The 23,302-nt window shown below is 63.3% G+C and carries 19 protein-coding genes; 10 read left to right on the top strand and 9 right to left on the bottom strand.

Annotated features, from left to right (window positions below; genetic code table 11):
* Positions 1-100 precede the first annotated feature (100 nt).
* From NUH88_RS07515 to NUH88_RS07505, 3 genes are read left to right on the top strand one after another with little or no spacing between them, the layout of a single operon-like run.
* Positions 101-565, top strand: a complete 465-nt coding sequence (locus NUH88_RS07515) for a DsrE family protein (RefSeq protein ID WP_257771087.1) — start codon at positions 101-103, stop codon at positions 563-565.
* Between the two features lie 32 nt (positions 566-597).
* On the top strand, positions 598-1,677 hold the full coding sequence (locus tag NUH88_RS07510; RefSeq protein ID WP_257771085.1) for a YeeE/YedE family protein: 1,080 nt from the start codon (positions 598-600) through the stop codon (positions 1,675-1,677).
* Entirely contained in the window at positions 1,674-3,242 is a 1,569-nt protein-coding gene (locus tag NUH88_RS07505; RefSeq protein WP_257771083.1) for a fused MFS/spermidine synthase, read from the top strand. The genes NUH88_RS07510 and NUH88_RS07505 overlap by 4 nt, the downstream gene beginning before the upstream one ends.
* Here the strand turns inward: NUH88_RS07505 and NUH88_RS07500 are convergent.
* Positions 3,232-4,215 carry a sulfurtransferase gene (locus NUH88_RS07500; RefSeq protein WP_257771081.1) on the bottom strand — a complete coding sequence of 328 codons (984 nt, stop codon included), beginning with the start codon at positions 4,213-4,215 and terminating at the stop codon, positions 3,232-3,234. The two genes, NUH88_RS07505 and NUH88_RS07500, sit on opposite strands and share 11 nt — an antisense overlap.
* A 380-nt stretch (positions 4,216-4,595) precedes the next feature.
* Between NUH88_RS07500 and NUH88_RS07495 the strand changes: the two genes are divergently transcribed.
* Positions 4,596-6,194, top strand: coding sequence for an MBL fold metallo-hydrolase RNA specificity domain-containing protein (locus NUH88_RS07495; RefSeq protein WP_257771079.1), 1,599 nt, complete (start codon positions 4,596-4,598; stop codon positions 6,192-6,194).
* Positions 6,195-6,205: 11 nt separating this feature from the next.
* Here the strand turns inward: NUH88_RS07495 and NUH88_RS07490 are convergent, their stop codons facing one another.
* Both NUH88_RS07490 and NUH88_RS07485 read right to left on the bottom strand, forming a co-directional pair.
* Positions 6,206-7,051 (bottom strand): PPC domain-containing DNA-binding protein, encoded by an 846-nt coding sequence (locus tag NUH88_RS07490; protein WP_257771078.1) that lies wholly within the window; start codon positions 7,049-7,051, stop codon positions 6,206-6,208.
* Positions 7,051-8,643 carry an acyl-CoA synthetase gene (locus tag NUH88_RS07485; protein WP_257771076.1) on the bottom strand — a complete coding sequence of 531 codons (1,593 nt, stop codon included), beginning with the start codon at positions 8,641-8,643 and terminating at the stop codon, positions 7,051-7,053. Before NUH88_RS07485 ends, NUH88_RS07490 begins: the two co-directional genes overlap by 1 nt.
* Positions 8,644-8,747: 104 nt before the next feature.
* On the opposite strand from NUH88_RS07485, the gene lepB reads away from it, so the two are divergent.
* Positions 8,748-9,455, top strand: a complete 708-nt coding sequence (gene lepB / locus NUH88_RS07480; protein ID WP_257771074.1) for a signal peptidase I — start codon at positions 8,748-8,750, stop codon at positions 9,453-9,455.
* A 27-nt stretch (positions 9,456-9,482) separates the two neighbouring features.
* On the opposite strand, the gene NUH88_RS07475 is transcribed toward lepB, so the two are convergent.
* Entirely contained in the window at positions 9,483-11,036 is a 1,554-nt protein-coding gene (locus NUH88_RS07475; RefSeq protein ID WP_257771072.1) for an adenosine deaminase family protein, read from the bottom strand.
* A gap of 194 nt (positions 11,037-11,230) precedes the next feature.
* Here NUH88_RS07475 and NUH88_RS07470 point away from each other — a divergent pair, with 194 nt between their 5' ends.
* Positions 11,231-11,815 carry a YitT family protein gene (locus NUH88_RS07470; protein ID WP_257771070.1) on the top strand — a complete coding sequence of 195 codons (585 nt, stop codon included), beginning with the start codon at positions 11,231-11,233 and terminating at the stop codon, positions 11,813-11,815.
* A 46-nt stretch (positions 11,816-11,861) separates the two neighbouring features.
* Here the strand turns inward: NUH88_RS07470 and NUH88_RS07465 are convergent, their stop codons facing one another.
* On the bottom strand, positions 11,862-13,754 hold the full coding sequence (locus NUH88_RS07465; RefSeq protein ID WP_257771068.1) for an ATP-binding protein: 1,893 nt from the start codon (positions 13,752-13,754) through the stop codon (positions 11,862-11,864).
* Positions 13,755-13,789: 35 nt separating this feature from the next.
* Positions 13,790-14,848 (bottom strand): ABC transporter substrate-binding protein, encoded by a 1,059-nt coding sequence (locus NUH88_RS07460; RefSeq protein ID WP_257771066.1) that lies wholly within the window; start codon positions 14,846-14,848, stop codon positions 13,790-13,792.
* A gap of 251 nt (positions 14,849-15,099) precedes the next feature.
* On the opposite strand from NUH88_RS07460, the gene NUH88_RS07455 reads away from it, so the two are divergent.
* Positions 15,100-16,311, top strand: coding sequence for a M20/M25/M40 family metallo-hydrolase (locus NUH88_RS07455; RefSeq protein ID WP_257771064.1), 1,212 nt, complete (start codon positions 15,100-15,102; stop codon positions 16,309-16,311).
* A 40-nt stretch (positions 16,312-16,351) separates the two neighbouring features.
* Here the strand turns inward: NUH88_RS07455 and NUH88_RS07450 are convergent, their stop codons facing one another.
* From NUH88_RS07450 to ehuR, 3 genes are all read right to left on the bottom strand, one after another.
* Positions 16,352-18,349 (bottom strand): pentapeptide repeat-containing protein, encoded by a 1,998-nt coding sequence (locus NUH88_RS07450; protein ID WP_257771062.1) that lies wholly within the window; start codon positions 18,347-18,349, stop codon positions 16,352-16,354.
* Positions 18,350-18,519: 170 nt separating this feature from the next.
* Positions 18,520-19,101, bottom strand: coding sequence for a GNAT family N-acetyltransferase (locus tag NUH88_RS07445; protein ID WP_257771060.1), 582 nt, complete (start codon positions 19,099-19,101; stop codon positions 18,520-18,522).
* A gap of 47 nt (positions 19,102-19,148) precedes the next feature.
* Positions 19,149-20,549 carry a MocR-like ectoine utilization transcription factor EhuR gene (ehuR, locus tag NUH88_RS07440; protein ID WP_257771059.1) on the bottom strand — a complete coding sequence of 467 codons (1,401 nt, stop codon included), beginning with the start codon at positions 20,547-20,549 and terminating at the stop codon, positions 19,149-19,151.
* Positions 20,550-20,744: 195 nt separating this feature from the next.
* On the opposite strand from ehuR, the gene NUH88_RS07435 reads away from it, so the two are divergent.
* The 3 genes from NUH88_RS07435 to NUH88_RS07425 are packed head-to-tail and all read left to right on the top strand — an operon-like array spanning position 20,745 to position 23,269.
* Positions 20,745-21,734 (top strand): threonine dehydratase, encoded by a 990-nt coding sequence (locus NUH88_RS07435; protein ID WP_257771058.1) that lies wholly within the window; start codon positions 20,745-20,747, stop codon positions 21,732-21,734.
* Positions 21,731-22,435, top strand: a complete 705-nt coding sequence (locus NUH88_RS07430) for an alanyl-tRNA editing protein (RefSeq protein ID WP_257771056.1) — start codon at positions 21,731-21,733, stop codon at positions 22,433-22,435. Before NUH88_RS07435 ends, NUH88_RS07430 begins: the two co-directional genes overlap by 4 nt.
* A 27-nt stretch (positions 22,436-22,462) precedes the next feature.
* Positions 22,463-23,269, top strand: a complete 807-nt coding sequence (locus NUH88_RS07425; protein ID WP_257771055.1) for a PhzF family phenazine biosynthesis protein — start codon at positions 22,463-22,465, stop codon at positions 23,267-23,269.
* Positions 23,270-23,302: the final 33 nt, after the last annotated feature.

The raw sequence follows: 23,302 nt of genomic DNA, 5'->3' as shown, positions 1-23,302 counted from the left end.
GAGTCCGATCTGAAAATGGTAATCGCGTATCTTGAAATGAAGGTTCCCGGCGCGGACATGCCGCCATCCGGGGACAGCTTATGGTTATGGGAGACGCGATATGCCGGTTCTGTTTCGGGCGCTTGTCCTGCTTTGTTTCGTGACGGTGGCTGTCGGGACGCCGTCGGAGCTTTGGGCGGAGGAGGACGACGGCATTCACCGGCTGGTCCTGCAGATCAGCGACAACGATCCGCACAAGATGATGTCGGTGCTGAACGTGGCCGCGAACGTCTCCCGGCATTATTCCGGCATTGGCGAGGAAGTGGAGATCCGCATCGTTGCCTTCGAAGCGGGGCTGCACCTGCTGCGCACGGACACCGCACCGGAGGATGTCGCCAAACGCGTGCAGGGCTTCGAGATGAGCATGCCGAACGTCGCCTTCGTTGCCTGCGGCAACACCATCGACACGATGGAGCGGCTGGAAGGCGCGAAGATCCCGATCATCGAACATGCGGAGATCGTCCAGACCGGAGTGGTCGCCTTGATCGAGGCGAACGAGGCCGGGTGGACAATCGTCCGTCCCTGACCCGCGCTGTCGCGGGGATTTGAGAGGGCGTCATGGATTTCCTCGAAACCCTCCTCGCGAGCGACCTGATCTCCGATCCCGCGAAAGCCGCGCTCTGCGGTCTGCTGGTGGGAACGATTTTCGGCGCCTGCGCCCAGGCGAGCCGGTTCTGCCTCAGGAGCGCGTCGCTCGAATTCTGGCGCGGCGAGGCGGGCGGAAGTTTCGCCGTCTGGCTCCTGGTCTTCGGCTCCGCCCTGCTGTTCGTCCAGATGCTGCTCTGGAGTGACAATCTGCCGGTGTCGGAGGTGCGCCAGCTCACCTCGGCCGGAACCCTCTCCGGCGCGGTGATCGGCGGCGCGATGTTCGGAGTCGGCATGATCCTCGCGCGCGGTTGCGCCAGCCGGTTGCTGGTGCTCTCCGCCACTGGCAATCTCCGTGCCCTGATGACCGGGCTGATGGTCACCGTCGTCGCCCAGGCGGCGCTGACAGGTCTGCTCTCGCCGTTGCGCCTCGAGCTGTCCGCCCTCTGGACCGTCGGCCCCGAGATCCGCAACCTCAACCTCCATCTGCCGGCCATGTCGGGTGCTGTCGTCGGCGCCGGATTGCTGGTGCTCGCGGTTATCCTTTCGGTGCGTACATCCATCGGCTGGTCTCGAACCGTGATCTCGGTCGCGCTCGGAGGCTCGATCGCGCTCGGCTGGCTGCTGACGTCCGCCCTCGCGCGGGTGTCGTTCGAGCCGGTCTCGGTCCTCAGCGTCACCTTCACGGGGCCGTCCGCCGACACCCTGATGGCGCTGATCACCGAGCCGGCGATCCCGCTCGAGTTCGGGGTCGGGCTGGTCCCGGGGGTCGCGCTCGGCTCCTTCGCCTCCTCGGTGGTGCGGAAGGAATTCCATGTCCAGGTCTTCGACCAGTCCACCGGCATGGTGCGCTATGTTGTTGGGGCCCTGCTCATGGGCTTCGGCGGGATGCTCGCGGGTGGCTGCGCGGTCGGCGCGGGCGTCACCGGCGGCTCGGTGCTTTCGCTCACCGCTTGGCTCGCTCTCCTGGCCATGTGGCTCGGTTCCGGCGCCTGCCAGTGGGTATTGGACCGGCGTGTCCCGGTCTACGGCAACGGGCGGGTGGCCTCGTGAGTTTCGCGATCCGGCTCTTTCTCGCCGCCGTGCTGTTCCTGGGTTCGGCGGGCGGGCTGGTGGTCGAGATCGTCGCCGGGCGGCTGATCGCGCCCTATGTCGGGATGTCGCTCTATACCTGGACGGCGATCATCGCGGTGGTGCTCGCAGGGCTTTCGGTCGGGCACTGGATCGGCGGCCGGATGGCGGGACCGGATGTCGACAGGCAGAGCGGTCTCCGTCGCCTCGCCGGGGCGCTGGCGCTCGCCGGACTCGGCAGCCTGCTCGCGCTTGTCTTCCTGAACGACCTCGCCGTCAGTCTGCTCGCCTCGGGGCTTGGGCAGGTGACGATCGTGGTGCTGCTCACGACAGCCCTGTTCCTGCTGCCGAGCCTCTTTGTCGGCATGGTCGCGCCGATCGTGACCAAGCTCGCGGTTGACGAGGAACCGGACAATACCGGCGCCGTGCTCGGGCGGATGTATGCGATCGGCACGGTGGGCAGCATCGGCGGCACGCTGAGCGCCGGGTATCTGTTCATTTCCTGGATCGGGTCGAGCGGGACGCTGATCGCGGTCACTGCGCTCTATGCCGTTCTCGCGCTCGCCTGCGCGCTGCTCGCGGGGCGTAAGGCTGCGCTTGCAGCGGTCGCGGCGCTTCTGGTCGCCGGGCTGCCGCTCGTCGGCACCGGGCTCGCCCGTGAAGCCTTCACCTCGCGCTGTACGGTGGAGAGCGACTATTTCTGCATCGTGATCGACGATTTCGCGCCCTATAGCGGGCGTCCGAGCAAGCTCATGGTGCTGGACAATCTGGTGCACAGCATCAACGACCGGGCGGATCCCAGCCTGCTCTACAGCCCCTATATCCATTTCGTCGACGAATATGCCCGGCGCCGCTTTCCGCTCGACGTGCCCGGCGCGAGCTTCTCGGCTTTCTTTATCGGCGGAGGCGGTTATTCCCTGCCGCGCTCCTGGGCGGCGACCGTACCGGGCGCGCGTCTCCTTGTCGCGGAGATCGATCCGGCAGTGACGCAAGCAGCCGAGCGTCATCTCTGGCTGGATCCCTCCGCCGAAGGGCTGGAGATTCACCACCGCGACGCCCGCGGGTTGCTCCAGTCCTTGCGGCCCGTTCCGCAGTTCGACGTGATCTTCGGCGACGCTTTTCACGATATCTCGGTGCCGACCCATCTGGTCAGCCGCGAGTTTCACAGAGAAGTCGCGGTGCGGCTGAAACCGGACGGGTTCTATGTCGTGAACGTGGTGGACGGCGCGCGCAATCCGCAGTTCCTCGCGGCGCTGACCCATACGCTGGCGCTGGATTTCGAGGATGTCTCGGTCTGGCGGGAAGCAGGAGAGAGCACCGGGTTCAGTCCTGACGGGCGCATCACCTACGAAGTGGTCGCGGCATCTTCAGCCGCGCCGGTGAGCGCGATCCGCTCGATTTTCGGGATCCGCCGCACCTGGCAGCGGATCCGTCTTGCCGATCTGATGGATGCGGGAGCGCCGTCTCCGGTGGTGCTGACCGACGATTACGCGCCGGTCGACCGGTTGCTCTCGCCCGTGCTGTTTTCGAGCGTCTCTACTGAGTGACCTGAGCCGTCTTCTTCGAGGCGCCGATTTGTTTGTCGAGTTCGGACTCGACCGGAAGGTCCGGGTCGGCGGACCACTCGACCATCGAGCCGTCATACATCTTCGCCTCGGTGTTGCCGAGGATCTCCCGGGAGACGAACCAGCCGAGGCTGGCCCAGTGGCCGGTATTGCAGAAGCTGATCTGCGCGCCCTCCGCCGGAACGCCGGCCAGCTTGTAGAGCTTGGCGATTGTGTCGCGGTCGCGGAAGCTGCCGCCGTTTTCCGTCAGCCAGTTTTCCGGCAGGTTCAGGGCGCCGGGAATGGTGCCGGCGCGCTTCGCTTTGCCGTGCTTGTTGATGCCGAGGAACTGGTCCTGCGGGCGGTTGTCGACGATGACCTCGCCGGCGGTCGCGGCGGCGGCCATGTCGGCCTTGGCGACCAGCATCTCTTCGCGCAGCTCGACGGTGTAGATCGTCGGCTCAAGCTTGATCTCTCCGCTCTCCAGCGGGTTCACCGGCTGCTTGGTCTTCTCGTCGATCTTCGCGGTGTAGGCGCGCATGCCGCCGTCGAGGATCGAAACGGCGTCATGACCGGCGATCTTGAAGGTCCAGTAGATCCGTGTCGCGGTGCCCATGTCGAGCGCGCTGTTGCCGGCGGCGACGATGACGACATGATCTTCGTTCTCGATGCCGAGGTCGCCGATCGTGGTTTCCAGGGTCTCGACGGTGGAGAGTTGGGCGATCGTGCCGTTGCCGTCCTGGGTCCGCCAGCCGTCTTTCAGATAGTTGGTCCAGATTGCGCCAGGAATATGCGCTTTCACGTAGTCCGCCTTGCTCGCGCCGGAGAGCTTGCCGCGCACATCGAGGAAAACGACGCCTGGGGTGCCGACATGCTGGGCGGCCCAGTCTGCATCGACAAGCGGCGTCACGGTCTCGGCGCGTACGGCGCCGGTCATGACGAGCACTACGAAGAGGGAAGCGATCAGTTTCTTCATCTGTCTGTCCAATCGACCTGAGGCGGCGGCATTGGGAACAACAGCCGGGCCATTCGCTCGGAAAATAGAAAGATCGTTCCTTGATTCCTAGTATGACGCGGAAGAAAGAGGGTTTTGTTCTTGTATTTTTATCTGTGGGAACGAAGCGGTCTGAGATTCGATCCGCAGGGAAAAGGTTTTGCCGTGTGATTTATGGATAGTTGCCGGGCAGGGCGGGGATGCCGGTACCGGATGTGCCAGCATCCGGCATGTTGCGCGGGAAGCCGGGCGTTCGCGGAGCCGAAGGGTTGCGACACTTGGCGCGCGGAAATAATGCGACCGGAAAGCGCGTCGACAGATAAATTGTTCCTCTCTCGGTATGATCCATGGAGCGAGTTCGAATGATCCTGACCTTCTGCGGCGCGGCCGGAACCGTGACCGGGTCCTGCTACTGGATCAGGACGGAGCGATGCCAGTTCCTGATCGATTGCGGCATGTTCCAGGGCTCCAAGACCCTGAAGGAGCTGAATTACGGCGCCTTCCCGTTCGACCCGGCGAAGATCGACTTCGTCCTGTTGACACACGCCCATATCGATCATTCGGGCCTCGTCCCCAAGCTGGTGAAACAAGGCTTTTCCGGACCGATCTTCGCCACGCGGGGCAGTATCGATCTTCTGACCTACATGCTGGCCGACAGCGGCTCGATCCAGGAGATGGAGGTGGAACGGCTGAACCGGCGGAACGCCCAGCGTGGCCGGCCGGCGGTGACGCCGATCTACGGCAAGGAAGACGCGCAGGCCGCGATGGAGCGTTTCTCCGCCGTCGAGTATGACAGCTGGCGCGAGGTCGGGGACGGCGTGCGTGCGCGATTCTGGAATGCGGGGCATATCCTCGGCTCGGCCTCGATCGAGATCGAGGTCGCGACGGGGGAGCGCGGCGGCAGGATGTCCCGCCTTCTGTTCTCCGGCGATATCGGGCCGGACCGCAAATTGCTCCACCCCGATCCGGATGCGCCGGAGAACTGGGACTGGATCTGCTGCGAGGCGACCTATGGCGGGCGGCAGCGCGAGCATGTTGGTCCCGAGCGCCGCCGGGCGGTGCTCGCCGAGGAGGTGAACGCGGCACTGGCGCGGGGCGGTAACCTGCTGATCCCGGTCTTTGCCGTCGAACGGACGCAGGAACTGCTGCTCGATCTCGGGACATTGTTCGACCGGGGGACGATCCCCGCGATTCCGGTCTTCCTCGATAGTCCGCTGGCGATCCGGGCGACGGAAGTGTTCGAGAAGAATGCCGAATTGCTGGAGGACATGCCCGCCAACGGCGACGGTTTCCGGCGCGCCAATATCCGTTTCACGGAATCGGTGGACGAAAGCAAGCGGATCGCCCGCGTCCATGGCGGCGCGATCATCCTCGCCGGCAGCGGCATGTGCGAGGCGGGGCGCATCCGCCATCACCTGAAGCAGAATCTCTGGCGCTCCGATGCGACGGTGCTGCTGGTCGGCTACCAGGCGCCGGGAACTCTGGGCGCCATCCTCGCGGGCGGCGCCGAAGCGGTAACGATCTTTGGCGAGGAGCTCCGCGTGAAGGCGGAGATCCGGCAGATCGACGTTTATTCCGGCCATGCCGACGGCGAGGAACTGGTCGATTGGCTGACAGAGCGGCTGCCGGTGAAATCCGGAATCTTCCTGACCCATGGCGAGGAAGACGCGCTCACGGCGATGCGCGATGCGCTGGAGGCGAAGGGGGTGGAGCCGGAACGCATCCTGATCCCGAAGCTCGATGACGTGGTGGACCTTTCCGGCGGCCGAGCGGTCTTCCGGAAGAAGCAGGCGGCCCGGCGGCTCTCGCCGGAAGCGGTGCGCGAGCCGGACTGGCACAACGAGCTGGCGGAGTTCTCGCTGCGTCTCAGGGCCGAGCTGGAGGCCGCGGCGGACGAGAGGTCGCGGAAGAAGATCATGCGCCGGGTGATGCGGGCGCTGGAGGGATCGGAGAGGCGCTGATACACAGCGCCTCAGCGGCGCTCCAGCAGCAGTTCCGCCGTGATCAGGACCGCGTTCTCGCCCCGTTTCAGGGCGCCTTCGCGGATGTCTCCGCCCTCGGTGCCGACGATGGCGATCTCGGGGCCGGGACCGCTCTGACCCTCCGCGCGCGCTTCGGCGTCGAGGATCAGGAACTCCGTCGGTAGGCTGCCGAGCACGCTGCCGCCTTCGAATGTCGCGCCTATCAGGCTCCCTAGGCCGTGCACCCGCGCGCCGTCCCAGCCGAGCCCGGCGCAGGCGGTGTCGAGCGCGCCCGTGAAATCCTGGTTCGGAGCGAGGCGGACGAGGGCGTACTCGCTGTCCTCCGCATTGCGCGCGTTGCCGGATGGGCGGAAGAGTGTGAAGTTGGTCTCCGGGTCCGGGCGGCGCTCGAAGCGGGCGCCCGTCAGGCCGATGCCGCGGGCGACGGTCGGCGCGGCGAGCATGGTCCGCGGCGCCAGGATATGGCCCATCGCGATCTCGCCGCCGGTTGGCGCCCAGAGCCCGTGACCGTGCAGGAAGGAGGCGCCATTCTCGCGTCCGACCATCATGCCGAGCCGCTCGATCCGTCCGGGGCCGCCGAAGGAGTGGATATTGGAATACCAGGCGACATGGTCCGCGTCGGGAGAGAGCGCCGGGATCACGTAATCGAGGCAGGAGACGATCGCTTCCTCGATCTCGAGCCAGGCGCCGTCGAGCCCTTCCGCCGCCATCGCCTCGCCGACCGCGTCCTCGAAGGGAAGCCCTGCTTTGAGCGTAAGCGCGACGGGGCGGCCTTCCGCGGGCAGGATCTCCTGCCGCTCCTCGGCGACCGGGCCCGGATGGGTGACGGTGCGCATCAGGCGGCGCTCCCGCCGGCGGCGAGCCGTTCTTCCAGCTCCGCCCGGATCACCCGTTTCGAGAGCTTGCCGTAGCCGGTTTTCGGCAGGCTGTCCCAGAAGAAATACTGCCGCGGCAGCTTGTAGGAGGCGATCTTCTCGCGGAGATACGCGTCGAGCGCGACAGCGTCGAGGCTGTGCCCTTCCTCCAGCACGCAGACCGCGACGCCGATCTCGCCCCATTTCGGGTCCGGCATGCCGAAGACCGCGGTCTCGGTCACCGCCGGGTGCAGCAGGATCTTCTCCTCGATCTCGCGCGGATAGATGTTGGAGCCGCCGGAGATGTACATGTCCGAGGCCCGGCCGGTGATGTAGACGTAGCCGTCCGCGTCCATGTGGCCGATATCGCCGGTGCGGAACCAGCCGTCGCGGAAGCTCTTGGCGTTCGCCTCCGAGTTCCGCCAGTAGCCGGCGAAGACCGCGCCGCCGGTGACACAGATCTCCCCGGTCTCGCCTGGCGCGAGCGCCGCGCCGTCCTCACCCTGGATCTCCACCTGCATGCCGGTGCGCGGAAAGCCGCAGGTGCCGACGCGCATGTCGTCGCCGGCGGAATGGTCCCGCGGCGGCAGGTAGGTGATCGCGCCCGTCACCTCGCCGAGGCCGAAATACTGCACCAGCACCGGCCCCAGCACCTCGAGCGCCTTGATCTGGTCGGAGCGGTACATCGGCGCGCCCGCATAGATCACGTAGCGCAGGCTCGAATGGTCCGCCGTCATCGCTTCCGGCGCTTCGACCAGCATTTTGAGGATCGTCGGCACCGTGAACATGTTGCTGACCCGCCAGCGCTCGATAAGCGACCAGATCTCGCCAGTGTCGAAGCGCGGCGCGGCGGGCAGGATCGTCGGCGCCCCGCGCGCCGCCATCATCAACTGGTGCATCCCCGCCCCATGGGACAGAGGCGCGACCACGAGGGAGGCGTCCGTCTCGGTCACACCGGGGACGAGATCGCAAAGATGGTTGTTGATGACGAAGCCGAGCTGGCCGTGGGTCAGGACCGAGGCCTTCGGCCGTCCGGACGTGCCGGAAGTGAAGAAGAGCCAGGCCGGATCGTCCCGGTCGACGGATGCCAGGGGCGGTACCGTGTCGGCATATTTCTCCATGAGGTCGTCGATATCCGGTCCGAATTGCGCCGCGCCGATGGCAAAGCGCGTTTCCAGCTCCGGACCTCCGACGGCGGCATGCTCCGGGAAGGCGGCATTGCAGATCATCGCCCTGGCGCCGGAAAGTTCCGCCATCCAGGCGAGATCGTCCGGCATGCCGCGGAAATTCGCCGGCACCCAGACGGCGCCGAGCCGGAAGCAGGCGAACATGCTCTCGAAGAGCTGGTTGCAGTTCTGCGACTGCACGAGAACGCGGTCCCCCTTGCCGACCCCGCCCTCGTGCGCGAGCACGGCCGCCATCGCCTTCACCCGACGGTCGAACTCCCGCCAGGTCCAGACGGTCTCGCCCCAGACGAAGGCGGGCGCGTCCGGCAACCGCCGCGCCTGCTGCTCGACCAGATGCGCGAGGTTCATGGTGCGCGTGCTGAAGGGGGTGACGGGTGTTCCGCTCATGGTTTCCATCCCGGTCTTCTTGTCATTGTGTGTCCTTCAAAGGACACAAGATTTGTTTTGCCAGACCTTATCGCGAACCAGCGGTTGCTGTGCAGGTGATTCTTATGCAGGGATCGGGCAAGGGGCTGTTTGGGGAAGATCTTTTGATGGCAAGAGATTCGGGGTTTTTGAAGAGTTCGATAAAGTGGGGCGCGATCGCAGCGGGTATCCTCGCGATGGCATTGATTGCCTTGTTCGTCTTCCATGTTGCCAAAACAGGCATATCGAGCATGGCTTGGGTGATCTCCGGGGGTAAGAACTATCACGCCTTCACGCCCGCGATGGAGCCCAACTTCAATCCGGGCGAGCATATGATGGCCCGATTGGAAAATTTCTCCGGTACTTTCCCACGTCGCGGTTCGGTGCTGGTCGTCCGTCATCCCCTCAATCCGGAGCAAGACTGGGTCCGGCGGCTTGTAGGACTACCGTTTGACAGGATCGAGATCGTCGATGGCGTGCTTCACGTGAACGGCAGTCCGGTCGCGCTATCGCAAGTGGATGCGAAGGACGACGCACGGCGCTTGATGCGGGAAACTCTGCCGGGCGGTCACTCCCATCTCATCCTTGTCTCGAAAGACGGTGGGGCGGGAGCCAATTTCGATGAAATCACGGTTCCGAGCGGACACATTTTCCTTTTGGCGGACAATCGGGACCGGGCAAAAGACAGTCGTCATGCGGAACTTGGATTGGTCCCTCTCGACAACATCATCGGCATCGCCGAGTTCATCTATCTATCGACTGATCTGTCGAGGCTTGGCGCGGCCATCGAATAGAGCAGAGGCGGCCGCAGCCAGTCGGTTTCACCACCGCCCCTCGAACGCCGCGAACCGCTTCTCCAGCTCCACCTGCGCCCGCGCCTTGTCGCTGCGGGCGATGAACGCCTTGCAGTCCGCCGTGTCGAAGCCGCTTGAGCAGGGGCCGACCGGCTGGGCGATGTTGAAGGCGTACCAGAGCGACGCTCCGGTGAGGAAACTCTGCTCCAGGCTCTGCCGGGAGAGCTGTTTTAGCTCCGCATAGTTCAGCCCGTAGCGCTCGCTCGCGAGCTGGTACTGGCTCGAGAGGTCGATCCGTTCGACGCCCTCGTCGTCGGTGGAGAGCATCACCGGCACGCCGGCGCGGAGATAGGTCGGGAAGGGGTGGTCCTTGCCCTTCACGCCGAGGATCTGCTCGTTGCTGGAAAGGTTGATCTCGACCGCGATGCCGTCCTTGGCCATGCGGGCGATCAGGTCCTCGCTGCCGTGCTCGAAGCCGATGGCGACACCGTGGCCGATGCGGTTGACGCCGGCGATCTCCACCGCCTCGCGGATATGGAAGGTCATGTCCTCAAGCTCGGTGACGCCGAGCCAGAGCTCGCCCGCATGGAGCGAAAGGCCGACCCGCTCGTACTTCCGCTTGAAGTATCCGAAGATCGCCATGTGCAGGGAATAGTCCCGGAGCGCGACGTGATAATCCTCCGGCGCGACGAAATTGACCCCGACGCTGAGCTTCTCCCGGTCGGCGATCATGTAATGCAGCATGATCTGGGCGAAGGCGTGTTCCGGCGGCTGGGTGCGGATGCTCTGGCCGAGCTGGCGCAGGGTGACGGCGCAGCCGGGCTCGGGCGCGGTGCCGCCGCAGCCCATCTCGGCGCGGGCGCCGGCCATCGCGTCGTTCAGCACCTTCGCGCCGGCATCGACCAGCTTGCCGAAGCCGTTATCGAGCAGCGCCTTCTCGAAGGCGGCGAGTTCGGCGTCGCTGCCGCCCTTCAGCTTCTGCGTAACGCCGAGCGCGGCCGGATTGACCCAGCCGAGCGTCATCATCGGCTCGACATAGACGATATTCTGCAGCGCCGCGTTGCGGGCGAGCCAGGCGAGACTTTCCGCCTTGCGCTCGCCGGAGATCGCGCCGAAGCGGGCGAAGGTGGCGAAAAACTGGTCGTGGCCCGAGCGTTCTTCCCAGAGCGGGTTGGGCCGGAAATTCCGCATCGAGAGGTTGTCGGTGATGGCGGCACGGCAGGCGTCGCTCGCGGCGGCATCGCTCATCCGGACCTGCACCGCCTCGCGGCAGTCCGGTTTCGCCACCGGCGGCACATGAGCAGCGCAGGCGACGATGGCGCGCTTGGCAGGGTCGAAGCAAAGATCGATATCCGGGTCGGCGGCCCAGTCGATATAGGCCTCGGCATAGACCGCGCCGGAGAGATGGGTGTGCAGGTCCGCGCCCTTCGGCATCGCCTGCAGGAAGGCGCGGGTGAGGGTGCGGTCGCCCCGGATCGCCTCGAAATGCGCGGCGGTGCGGGCTTCAGGGCTGCCGTCCGGCAGGCCGGCGCAGGCCCCGAGGCTGAGGGCGAGGACCCCCACGATGAGTGCGACGCGCATTGCCGGCTCCCTTATTCGCTGTTTTCGTCAGGGTACACGCTGGCTGGACGCCGTGCAGCATATTACGACGGGGGATGGAGACCGTGTATTGTCCGGGAGCCGCAATTCGCTGGTCTTCCTCCGGCGGTTCGGCTAACCAGTCGCCCGGTTCCCGACGAACCCCTCGCCACACCTCCGACACCATCCGGAATCCGATGAAGTCACCGATCTCCTTCTACGATGCGCAGGGCATCCTGTTCGGCGCCTTCATGATGTCGCTGAGCGTCATATTCCTGGAGCAGGCCGGGCTGGTGACGGGGCAGACGGCGGGACTCTCGATCCTGCTTTCCTATCTTCTGCCTTTCGGCTTCGGCACGGTCTTCTTCGCGGTCAGCCTGCCGTTCCTCGTGCTGTCCCTCGCGCGGCGCGGGATTGCCTTCACCCTGCGGACGCTGTTCGTGGTGGCCTGCATCTCGCTCGGTACGCCGTTGCTCTCGGACTTCATCGTGATCGAGCGCGTGCATCCGCTGTTCGGCGCCGCGCTCGCCGGAGCCTGCGCCGGCGTCGGGCTGATCGCGCTGTTCCGGCATAACGCATCGGCCGGCGGGCTCGGCGTGCTGGCGCTGGTGGTGGAGGAAAGGACCGGCTTCAAGGCCGGCTGGTTCCAGATGTGTTTCGACGCGGCGGTGTTTCTCGCTGCCTGCTTCGTGCTCGCACCGGAGCAGATCCTCTATTCCTTCGTCGGCGCGGCGATCCTCAATGCGCTGATCGCCTGGAATTTCCGGATCGGGCAGCGCTGAGCCGAGAATGATCGAGAATGATATTGCGGGCTGAAGGCCCGAGGCATCAGCAATGCCGGCTGAGGACGTTATAGAGCTGATCTTCCGTGAACGGTTTGGTCATGACCTCGTCCATCCCGGCGGCCTTGAATTCGGCATGTCGTTCGACGAAGGCTTCCGCCGTGAGGCCGATGATCGGAATCCCGCTATTCTTGTTGCCAGTGCGGATTTCCCGCGTCGCCTCGATACCGTCCATTTCGGGCATGTGGATATCCATGAAGACGACGTCGTATTCGCCGTCGCGGACTGCCGAGACCGCCTGCAGGCCGTTCTCGACCTGGTCGACCTTCTGCCCGAGCTTCTCCAGCACGGCGGTGACGACCATCGCGTTGATGGCGTTGTCCTCCGCCACCAGGACCCGGTATGCAGGCAGGGCATTATCGAGGCTTCGTCCGGCGGTTTCCGACTGCACGTTCTTGATCGCGCCTTCCGAGGCAATGGCGAACGGGATGAAGACTTCCATCGTCGTACCTTCGCCGAGCGCGCTCTCAATGCCGATGCGTCCACCCATCAACTCGACGATCTGTTTGACGATCGAGAGCCCGAGACCGGTGCCGCCGAACTTCCGCGTGATCGAGCTGTCCTCCTGCGTGAAGGCCTCGAAAATCGACGCTTGGCGTTCCGGTGCGACACCCGTGCCGGTATCGGTGACGGCGAAGTGTATCCCGCGGGTTCCTTCCGGAGTGCCCTTGGAACCGGCTTCGTCGCCGGTGACCTCCCACACCTTCAGGACGACGCTGCCGGCATCGGTGAACTTCACGGCATTGCTGAGGAGGTTCCACAGGACCTGCCGCAGGCGTACGGGGTCGCCTCTGATATAGTCGGGCTCCTCGATCCGGTACTCGCCGCGGATCGCCACCCCTTTCTGATCCGCGGCGGCGCGGAACGGGGTCATGATCGACGACAGCAGGTCTTTCAGGCTGAAGACCGTGTCTTCCAATTCCATCGCGCCGGATTCGATCCGGCTCATATCCAGAACGTCGTTGATGATCGCGAGCAGGGTCTTGCCGGACGCGATGATGTTGGAGACCTTCTTGCGCTGGTCCGCGTCGAGATCGGTATCCTCGAGAAGCTGCGCGATGCCGAGCACGCCGTTCAGCGGCGTGCGGATCTCGTGGCTCATCGTGGCGAGAAACGCGGACTTTGCCCGGTTCGCGGCGTTTGCGCTCTCGACATAATCATGAATCGATTTGGACATGGTTTCCATGTCGCGGGCGAGCTGTCCCAATTCGTCGTCCGACCGCACGTCGATGTTCGAGACCTGCTCCTGCTGTGCGATGGCGTCGGCGGCGAGTTTGAGTTTCACGATCGGGCCGACGAGCAGGGTCCTCGAGACCCAGGCGACCATTCCGCCGATGGCGAGGATCGAGGCGAGGGAGACGACGATCGTGGCGAGCCGGATATTCTCCACCTCCTTAGAGATCGCGGCTTCGGGGTAGGTCAGCAAGACCACCCAGTTCCATTCCGGCGTCTCGAACCGTCTGGCCCCGAATACCGCAAAATCGTCAAGAGCGGCCTCGTGCGTGCCGGTCAACCCGTCCGAGACGCCCATCGCAAGCTCGCGCCATCCCTCTTGTTCCAGGGTGTCCTTGCAGCCGGCGCAGAGCAATTCCCTGCCGTCCCTATTGAAGATCAGGATCCGGCGGCCCGTGCTCTCGCTCAGCAGCGCGAAGTCGTCCAGCGCCTCCGACTTGTATTGATCGACATAGGACTTCAGCGCCTTAAGCCCGGTCGTCTCCAGGAGGCGGTAGCGGCGGGCCAGGAACTGGTCGTGCGCGTCCTCGATCCTGAGGCTGAGCGCCCGTTGCTCGGTCTCGTAGAGCACGTCGCGTGAATAGGTGAAGGACCAGTATCCAAGCGCCCCCGTTCCGAGGAGAACGATGGGGACGATGGCTGCCAAGAATTTCGCATATAGGCTCAAATCATATGGCTTTCTCAGTGAAATACATTGCCCTGAGCCAACTCGAGAATGGCGGAGGGAATGACCGCTCCGAGACGTCCCGCGGTCGTCACGTTGACGCCGGCAACGAATTGGCGGGGACGGGTAATGGGAATTTCTCCCGGATCGGTCCCGGCCAGGATCGTAACGGCCGTCTCCGCGGCATCCTTGCCGATGAACTCGGCCGTGGACTGAAGCGCTACCATGGCGCCTCTGCGGGCATTGCCGATGTTCCCGCTATTGACGATCGGAACTCCGGTTTCCTGCACGGCTGCTACAAAGGCGCGATTGGCCTGATTGGGGCCGGCGACCAGCCAAAGTCCGTCGAGGCTCTTACGATGCTGCTCGATCAGTCGTAGCGCGGAAGCCTTCATTTCGAGGCTACCGGAGTCACCCGGACGATAGGGGAAACCGAGTTCGACCAGTTCTATCGCCGGGTAGTTCGGCGCCGCCGCGCGCAATTGGGCGGACACGCTCAATGCCGAGGGATAATCCGAGCGCAGGATTGCGATGCGGAACGGTGCCTCTCGCTTGGCGGTCCGAAGGACCTCGGACACAACGGCGAGCTGCGATTCTGCCGGGACCACATGGCTCTGGCCGGTCACATTGGACCCGCTCGGTGTGCCCATCGCTTGCGTGAGACCCTCGTCGACGGGGTCGGTCACGATCATGAAGAGCTGCGGGATGCGGGTCGCGGCGAGCAGTTCTCTCCCGGCTCGGGTTGCCAGGGTTGCAACGGTCAGGATCAGATCGGGACGGCGTTTCGCGATTGCCGAGGAGAGGAGGGAAACCGCCTGAACGATATCGCCTTCGGCATTCAGGAACTCATAGCTGACATTGTCTCCGTCGACATAGCCGCGCTCGGCCATCTCCTTGCGGAACCAGACGATAGAGGTGTCGAGCAAGGGCGAAGACAGGGTGGAGAGGATAACGATGTGTTTCGCGGGTGATTTTGTCGACGCCCCGGCGGAGAGGGAGAATGCCCCCCATAGGAAGAGGCAAAGCACCAGCCGCACGGCAGTGCGAAAAACCGACCGGCCCCGACCTGAACGCATTCTGACGCTCCCGATACGTATGAGAGTCCAACTCTCTTGTACCGCGCAAAGTTTGACCGCAAATCGCCAAAGTTGCAAAGGCTGGCCCGGTGCCGCCGCTGAGCGCCGCGATTTGGCGGCTGTTGCGGGTGACGGCTCGCTCGAATCGGTCAGGTTTTGGGATTTATGATAGGAAAGGCCTTCCAACGGGCGGTTCGGCTCCGCTAGGCTGTTTATCTCATCTTTTCCGCCTTCATTTGTTCGAGCAGATCATGACCAACGACACCGGCCTTATCCGGTCACACCCGCGTTTCGAGAAGGCCGCCGAGGCGCTGCGCGCCGGCCATGACCGCTTCGTCGAGGAGCTGATCGCCCTGACCGAGATCCCGGCTCCGCCCTTCAAGGAGGAGAAGCGGGCGGCGGCCTACGAGGAGATGTTTCGTGCGCTCGGCCTTGAGGAGGTGGAGCGCGACGGGATCGGCAACGTCACAGGGCTGCGGCGCGGGCGCGGCAACGGCCCGATCGTTGTCGCGTCGTCCCATCTCGACACGGTGTTCCCGGAAGGCACCGATGTGAAGGTTCGGCGCGAGGGCACCAAGCTCTTCGCCCCCGGCGTTGGCGACGACACGCGCGGTCTCGCCACCCTGCTCGCCTTCATCCGTGCGCTGGATGCCGCCGGGATCGAGACCGAGCAGGACATCCTCTTCGTCGGCGACGTGGGCGAGGAAGGCAAGGGCGACCTGCGCGGCATCCGCTATCTCTTCACCGAAAACCCCTACCGCGAGCGCATCGCCTCCTTCTTCACCTTCGACGGTATCGAGACCCAGGATTTGGTGACTGCGGGCGTCGGCTCCTACCGCTACAAGGTTGCCTTCAAGGGGCCGGGCGGGCACAGCCTCGGCGCCTTCGGCACGGTGAACCCGGCCTATGCGCTCGGCGCCTTCCTCGTCGGTATGTCGAAGATCGAGGTGCCCGGCGATCCGCGCAGTTCCTACTGTGCCAGCACCTTCCAGGGCGGCACGTCGGTCAACGCGATCCCGGAGGAGGTCTGGACCGAGATCGACCTGCGTTCTGAATCCGCCGAGGTGCTGGACCGGGTCGATGGCGAGGTCAAAGCGCTGATCGAGGAGGCCGTGAAGGGCGAGAACGCGCGGGGGGATACGTCGAACGGCGAGATCACCTGCGAACTCACCCGGATCGGCAACCGCCCCGCCGGTACCACGCCGCACAACACCACAATCGTCGAAGCGAGCGTGGCGGCGATCAAGGCCTACGGTTTCGAGCCGGAATTTTCCGCCTCATCGACCGACGCCAACATCCCGATGTCGCTCGGCGTGCCCGCCGTCAAGTTTGGCCATGGCGGGGCTGGGGGACGGGCGCACACGCTCGAGGAGTGGGTGGATGTCGAGCCCGAACTCAGCCTGCGCGGCCATTGCGCGGGGCTGCTGGCGCTTGTGGCGACAGCGGGATTTGTCGAGGCGTGATCCCGTTACGATTCGGGATACGACAGTCGCGGCCGTGGAGTTAGAATTGTTCGGGCAAGCCTTCTAATACGCTTGGGGGCCGGTCTTCGATTTTTTCAGTGAAATGTAGAGGGATATTTTGCCGTGTTGGCGGCGCCTTCTTGTGTGGATCCGAAGCATAGCGCGTGAAGTCAATGTAATCGATTGAGTTGCGCCGTGCAGCCCAATCGATCTCCAGGATCAAATCATCTGGCATGAGATCGGACATGGTCTTGCCTGCGCCGCGAGTATTCCGTGGGCATTTTCCGTATTTGAACCATCTCGCCATATCCAACTGGACGAGATCGTATTTATCCATTGTGTAGCGCCGGAATATCGCTTCAGGCAAACCGGGAATATCGCACGCTTCTTTGAAGATGAGTGGAAACATGAGGCTTGTGTATTTTCGCTCTGTTTCAGTGACGCTTCCGCGGTCCGGAAGAGTCGATGACGCGCATTTTGTCGACCCTGGCGGGGTTTCGCGTAAACGTTCGAGTGTGCGGGCGTTCAGCCGGGCGCCCGAATAGTCGGTTTCGCACAACCGGATATTGGTTCGGGCGCTATATCTCGGTTTGATCAATACGCTGGTAAATTCGGCCCCACGTAAACTTGTGTGAGTTAAGCGGGTTTCGTCGAGTTTTGCCTTGTCGAGCAGTGCGAAATCTAGATTTGCCCGGTCGAAATTCGTGTTTTTAAGAATCGCTTTCGTGAGATTCGCGCCCCTAAGATCTGCTTTCGCCATCGTAGAGTCGGTCAAATCGGCTTTTGTTAACTCGGCGCCGGTCAGGATGCTTTTCCTTAAGTTCGCGTTCTTGAACTCGCCACCGCTCAGATTTGCGTTTCGGAGCGATATCTTCTGCAAAACTGCATCTGTAAAATTTCCGTCGCGGATAACGGAGCCGTCGAGGTTCGATTTGTCGAGATAGGCATAGCGAAGATCCGCGCCTTTGAGAAAGGCACGAGGCATGTCCACTTGGACCAATGTTAAAAGTCGAAGATTCGCGCCGCTTCGGTTGATGCGTCGACCGATCAGATCGTGTGCTGTAACGATTGACTCTTCCGAGCCTAAATCCGGTGTGATGTCGGTGCGCGAAATTATCAGAGATCGCCGGTAGATTTGGTCGATTATATTTTCTCTCGAGAGCAATATCGTGCGGCATCGTAAACCAGAGTGAGTGCCGGGGTCGAATTGATTATTATCTTTAGCTTCATCGAGCTCCTCTTTGTCCTCTTTTGTCGCGCGACTGCCGTTGTAATGTGTCTGACATAGTTTTTTTTCTTTTTCATGTGATGAGAAATTATTTGTGACATAAAGAACCGTGCTTGCGAGGAAGGTTTTCTCCATGGATCCTCCCGGCGGGGTCATGTCAACCCAAGAAAAATAAATAGTGGGTAGAGCAATAAATAAATAGAAACTCAACAGGCAGGTTTTATTTATAAGGTGATTTTTTTCGGATAACTCGTACGATTTGTGAGCTGTAAGTAAGGCAATGAATAAGTCGAGGGTTGTGATTGTTGCATGGGTGGTGGTCAGCGGGTCGCTCTGATAGCGGACATGAAGCATTTGATGAAATGCCATCGTGGCCAGCGGCAATAAGAAGATGGTCAGAAGTGATCCGAAATGTGCTGCCGTCAGCAGCAATCCTGATCTGCAATGTCGCAGAGCAGCTTGACCTGGGAGGAACGGCGAGATGGCCATGCCTAATTGGTCTGCTCTAGCCAGACTGGCTAGGCTTTCATGAAATAGTCGCAGCCGTCGAAGAAATTCTATGAAATGCGAAAGTGTATAGGCATGGACAACGAGTATGACGATTGGCGCGAAATACATCGCCGGTACGAGTGGAACAGAAACGCCAAGAATTGGCAGTTGGATAGTCGTGCCGGTCAGAAATTCGACGTCACTGATTGAGGCTGCAGTAATGGCAACGTAAAGACAGACAGCGATTAGTGTATAAAGACTAGTTCGGCATGCGTGCGCAGAGTCCGAGCAGGCTTCTCGCAGCTGATCTTCTGTCCACATTTCGCTCATCCGGCCGGCGTTTATTCGCTTTTGGCCCAATTATGCGGGCTAGAGCAATTTCACCGACAAAAGTAACCGCCTAAATTATCGCATTAAATAATTTCTCCCTCTAGTTGTGTTTTCGATGCAAGTTTTCGAATTTCGAAACGGTTGCGAAGCAGTGGCTTCGTTTACCGGTTCAGCTTCCCCTCCAGCATCTCCTTCACCCCTTCCCATTCCTTGTCGAGGATGGAGAAATAGACCGAGTCGCGCAGGGTTCCGTCGGTGTGGATCATGTGCTGGCGGAGCGTGCCCTCGTAGATCCCGCCGATGCGCTTCAGGGCGTTCTGGGACTGCTCGTTCCTGTGGTGGGTCTTGAACTCGACCCGGATGCAGCCGAGCGTCTCGAAGGCGTGTTGCAGCATCAGGTATTTGGCTTCGGTGTTGAGCGGCGTGCGCTGGAAGCGCGGGTTGATCCAGGTGCTGCCGATCTCGACCCGCTTGTTCTTGGTGTCGATGGTCATGTAGCGGGTCGAGCCCGCGACCTCGCCGCTGGCGATGTCCACTGTCGCGAAAGGACAGTCGATGCCCTTTTCCTGGTTCTCCAGCGCGAGCCGGACATAGGCCGCGACCGCGTCCGGATCGGTGCCAGGCCAGGTCCATTTCCAGATCGCCGGATCCTCGGCGGCCTTCTGCAGCGCCGGGATATGGGACTCGCTGAGGGGCTCCAGGCGGACATGCTTGCCGGCGAGGGTGACGGGTTCGACTTTCATTCTACGCGTTCCTTGAGGTGCGGCGTCCGGACGGAGGCCGCGGTGGGTCAGACGATGGAGGCGGCCTGCTGCGGCGCGCCGGCGAGGGTGTCGGCGACGAGGGTGAGGCCGTGGCGCACGGTCTTCAGATCCTTCGGGTTGCCGAGCGAGAGACGCAGCCGGTTGCGGCCGGCGCCGGGGGCGGTGGCGAAGACCTGCCCGGAGGAGACGGACACGCCCTGCTCGCCCAGCACCGCGACCGCGTCCCGGTCGGTCCAGGGTGCGGGGACCGTGAGCCAGAGATGCATGCTGGTCGGGTGCTGGGCAAACTCGAAACCGTCGAGGATCTCGGCGGCCGCCTGCTGGCGTTTCCGCATTTCCGCCGCCTTCTCGTGGGCGAGTTTCTGTGCGACGCCTCGGGAAACCCAGAGGGCGAAGATCTCGGCCATCGCCGGCGCCGCCATCCATGTGGAGGCGCGCATCGCACGCTCGAGCCGCGGCACCATGGCGCGCGGCGCGCTGACACAGCCGATACGGAGACCGGGTGCGAGCTGCTTTGCCGCCGAGGTGATGAAGATCGACTGCTCCGGAAGCAGGTTGGAGAGCGGCTCCGGCGCATCCTCCACGAGAAAACGGTAAAGATCGTCCTCCACCAGGATCAGGTTGTAGCGGGCGGCGATCTGTGCGACCTCCTCGCGCCGCTTCATGCTCATCACCGTGTTGGTCGGGTTCTGCAGGGTCGGCATGAAATACATCGCGCGCGGCGCGAAGCTGCGGCAGGCTTCTTCAAGCGCATCCGGATTGACCCCTTCCTCGTCAAGCTCGACCGCCTGTATCTTCAGGCCGAGCATCTCGGCCAGGGGGACAATGCCGGGATATGTCAGTTTCTCGACCAGGATTGTATCGCCCGCCTGGACCAGGGCGGAGAAGGCGGCGAGCATGCCGTTTTGCCCGCCCGTGGTGACAATCGTCCGCTCCGCGTCGGTCTTCACGCCAAGGCTCGTCATCCAGTCGGCCGCCGCCCGGCGGTGACGCGGGGCGCCGCCGTGGGGGGCGTAGGAAAGCAGATTCAACAGATCGTGCCCGTCTGCGATCTCGTGCATGGCGGCGGAGAAGGCTTCGCGCTCGGAAGCGCCCAGCGGAGGATAGTTCAGGCCGAAATCGATGCCGCCCCGGTTCGCGCCGATCGGAATTTCGCCCATGTCGCGGCCGATCCGGCGGCGCACGAAGGTGCCGCGCCCGACCTCGCCGTCGATCAGGCCGCGCCGCGTGGCCTCGGCATAGGCACGCGAGACGGTGCCGACGGTGACGCCGAGCTGGTAGGCCAGTTCCCGGTGGGTCGGAAGCTGCGTGCCCGGCGCAAGCCGGCCGGTCGCGATGTCTTCCGCCATCGCGCGGGCGATGGCGAGATATTTCGGTCCGGGGATTCCCGAGAGATCGGGAAGCCATTCGAGCGCGGGGCGGTGCATCTTTGTCTCTGTGACAATGTTCCGATTGAACGACGATTGAATCGATATTACTCCCTGGAAGCAGGGGTTCAATTGTTAGATTGTATCGATTTTTGCCTCTCTGAATGATGACAATGTGATCGTGTCACGGATGGAATGCGGCGGAAGGCTTTGCCATGATGCCGTTCCCGGAAGTGACCTCGAAAGGAAAGACCCGTGGCCATCTCCTTTACGCGCCAGCAGCTCGAAGACGCCGCAGATCTGGTTCACAGCGTCGTTCCGCCGACGCCGCAGCATCACTGGCCGCTGCTCTCGGCGCGCGCCGGCGCCGAGATCCGGGTCAAGCACGAGAACCACACGCCGCTCGGCGCCTTCAAGGTGCGCGGCGGCCTGGTCTATATCGACGGCCTCAAGCGCCGGATGCCGGACTGCCCCGGTGTGATCACGGCGACCCGCGGAAATCATGGCCAGAGCGTCGCCTTCGCCGCCTCGCGCGCCGGGCTGCGTCCGGTCATCGTCGTGCCGCACGGCAATTCGGTGGAGAAGAACGCTGCGATGCGCGCGCTCGGCGCCGAACTGATCGAGCACGGCAGCGACTTCCAGGACGCTTTCGAGCACGCGGTCGCGCTCTCGGAGAAAGAAGGGCTTCACCTGCTGCCGAGCTACCACGAGGACCTGATCCGCGGGGTGGCGAGCTACGGGCTGGAACTGCTTACCGCCTGCCCGGACCTCGAGCGGGTCTATGTCCCCATCGGGCTCGGTTCCGGCATTTCCGGGGTGATCTCGGCGCGCGACGCGCTCGGCCTCAAGACCGAGGTGATCGGCGTTGTGTCCGAGAATGCCGCCGCCTATGCGCTTTCCTTCGAGCAGAAGAAGCCGGTCTCGACCAACAGCGCCGATACCTTTGCCGACGGCGTGGCGTGCCGGGTGCCGGTTCCGGCGGCCGTCGAACTGATCTGCAAGGGCGCGGAGCGCATCGTCACTGTCTCCGAGGCGGAGATCAGGGCGGCCATGCGGCACTATTTCACCGATACCCACAATATCGCGGAGGGCGCGGGCGCCGTCCCCCTCGCGGGCTGCCTGAAAGAGGCAGCGGCGAACAAAGGGAAAAAGATCGGTGTCGTCTTGACGGGTGGCAATGTCGACCGGGAAGTCTATCAAGAGGTCCTGATGGAAGCCGACAAGCTCAGGGAGGCCGCACAGTGACCGAAGAACTCTTCCGCGAAGATTCCTACCTCAAATCCTGCACCGCCAAGGTGGTATCCGCCGGACCCGAGGGCGTGGTGCTCGACCGCACGGTCTTTTATCCGACCGGTGGCGGCCAGCCCGGCGACAGCGGCACCATGAAGACCGCCGCCGGCGAGGTCGCGATCGTCGACACGGTGAAAGGCGAGGGCGGCATCCTGCATGTGCTGGAGGAGGGCGCCGTGCTGCCGCCGGCCGGCGAGGCGGTCGAGGTCACCCTCGACTGGGACCGCCGCTACAAGCACATGCGGACCCACACGGCTTTGCATATTCTCTGCTCCGTCGTCGATGGCGGCGTCACCGGAGGCCAGATCGGCGCGCTGAAGGGCCGGCTCGACTTCAACATTCCGGGCGAGCGGCCGGAAAAAGATGCACTCACGGCGCAGCTCAACGAGGTGATCGCGGGCGATCATCCGATCTCGATCTCCTGGATCACCGACGACGAGCTTCAGGCCAATCCGGATCTCGTCCGCACCATGTCCGTGAAGCCGCCGATGGGCAGCGGCAAGGTGCGGATGATCCGCATCGGCGAGGATGTCGACTTCCAGCCCTGCGGCGGCACGCATGTCCGCTCCACGGCCGAGATCGGCACCGTCCAGGTCGGCAAGATCGAAAACAAGGGCAAGCAGAACCGGCGGATCAACATCACGCTGGTTGAGTGAACATCCGTAACCAGAGGAAGAAGGACAATGCGGGTTCCGATTTACCAGATCGACGCTTTCACGGACAAAGTCTTCGCCGGAAATCCGGCGGCGGTCTGTCCGCTCGATACATGGCTGAACGATCTCACCATGCAATCGATCGCGGCCGAGAACAATCTGGCGGAAACCGCGTTCTTCGTCTCCGACGAGACCGGCGAGGCCGATTTTCATCTACGATGGTTCACTCCGACGGTTGAGGTCGATCTTTGCGGTCATGCGACTCTCGCCAGTTCGGCGCTGATCTTCGACGATCTGATGCCGGAGCGGGATGAGGTCAGTTTCCGAACCCGGAGCGGTGTGTTGCGCGTGCGGCGCGACGGCGACTATTGCGTGATGAATTTCCCGAGCTATCCGCCGGCGCCGCGCAAGACCCCTGAGGGCCTCTACGAGGCGCTCGGTACGACTCCGGTCTCGCTGTTTGACGCGCCGCAGGAACCCGAGCGCGACCGACTGATGGCGGTGCTCGAGAACGAGGACCAGGTGCGCGCGCTCCGCCCCGATTTCGGCCTGCTGAAGAAGCTGCCGACAGTCTCCGTCATGGTAACGGCGCCCGGTTGGCAGGTCGATTTCGTCTCCCGTTATTTCGCCCCGAACCACGGCATCGAGGAGGATCCGGTCACCGGCTCCAACCATTGCCTGCTGATCCCTTACTGGGCGGAGCGGCTCGGCAAGAAGGAGCTGCTCGGTCGGCAGATCTCGGCCCGCGGCGGCGAGTTGAAATGCAGCCTGAAGGGCGACCGGGTGGAGATGGCCGGCAGGGCCGCGCGGTATCTTTCGGGCCATATCGAGATTTAGTGTGCCGAACTAACAAAGGTTGTCATCCCCATG

The organism is Nisaea acidiphila (assembly GCF_024662015.1).
GTDB lineage: Bacteria > Pseudomonadota > Alphaproteobacteria > Thalassobaculales > Thalassobaculaceae > Nisaea > Nisaea acidiphila.
Note: the sequence above shows the minus strand (reverse complement) of the source record. Positions and strands in the feature narration are given on the sequence as shown.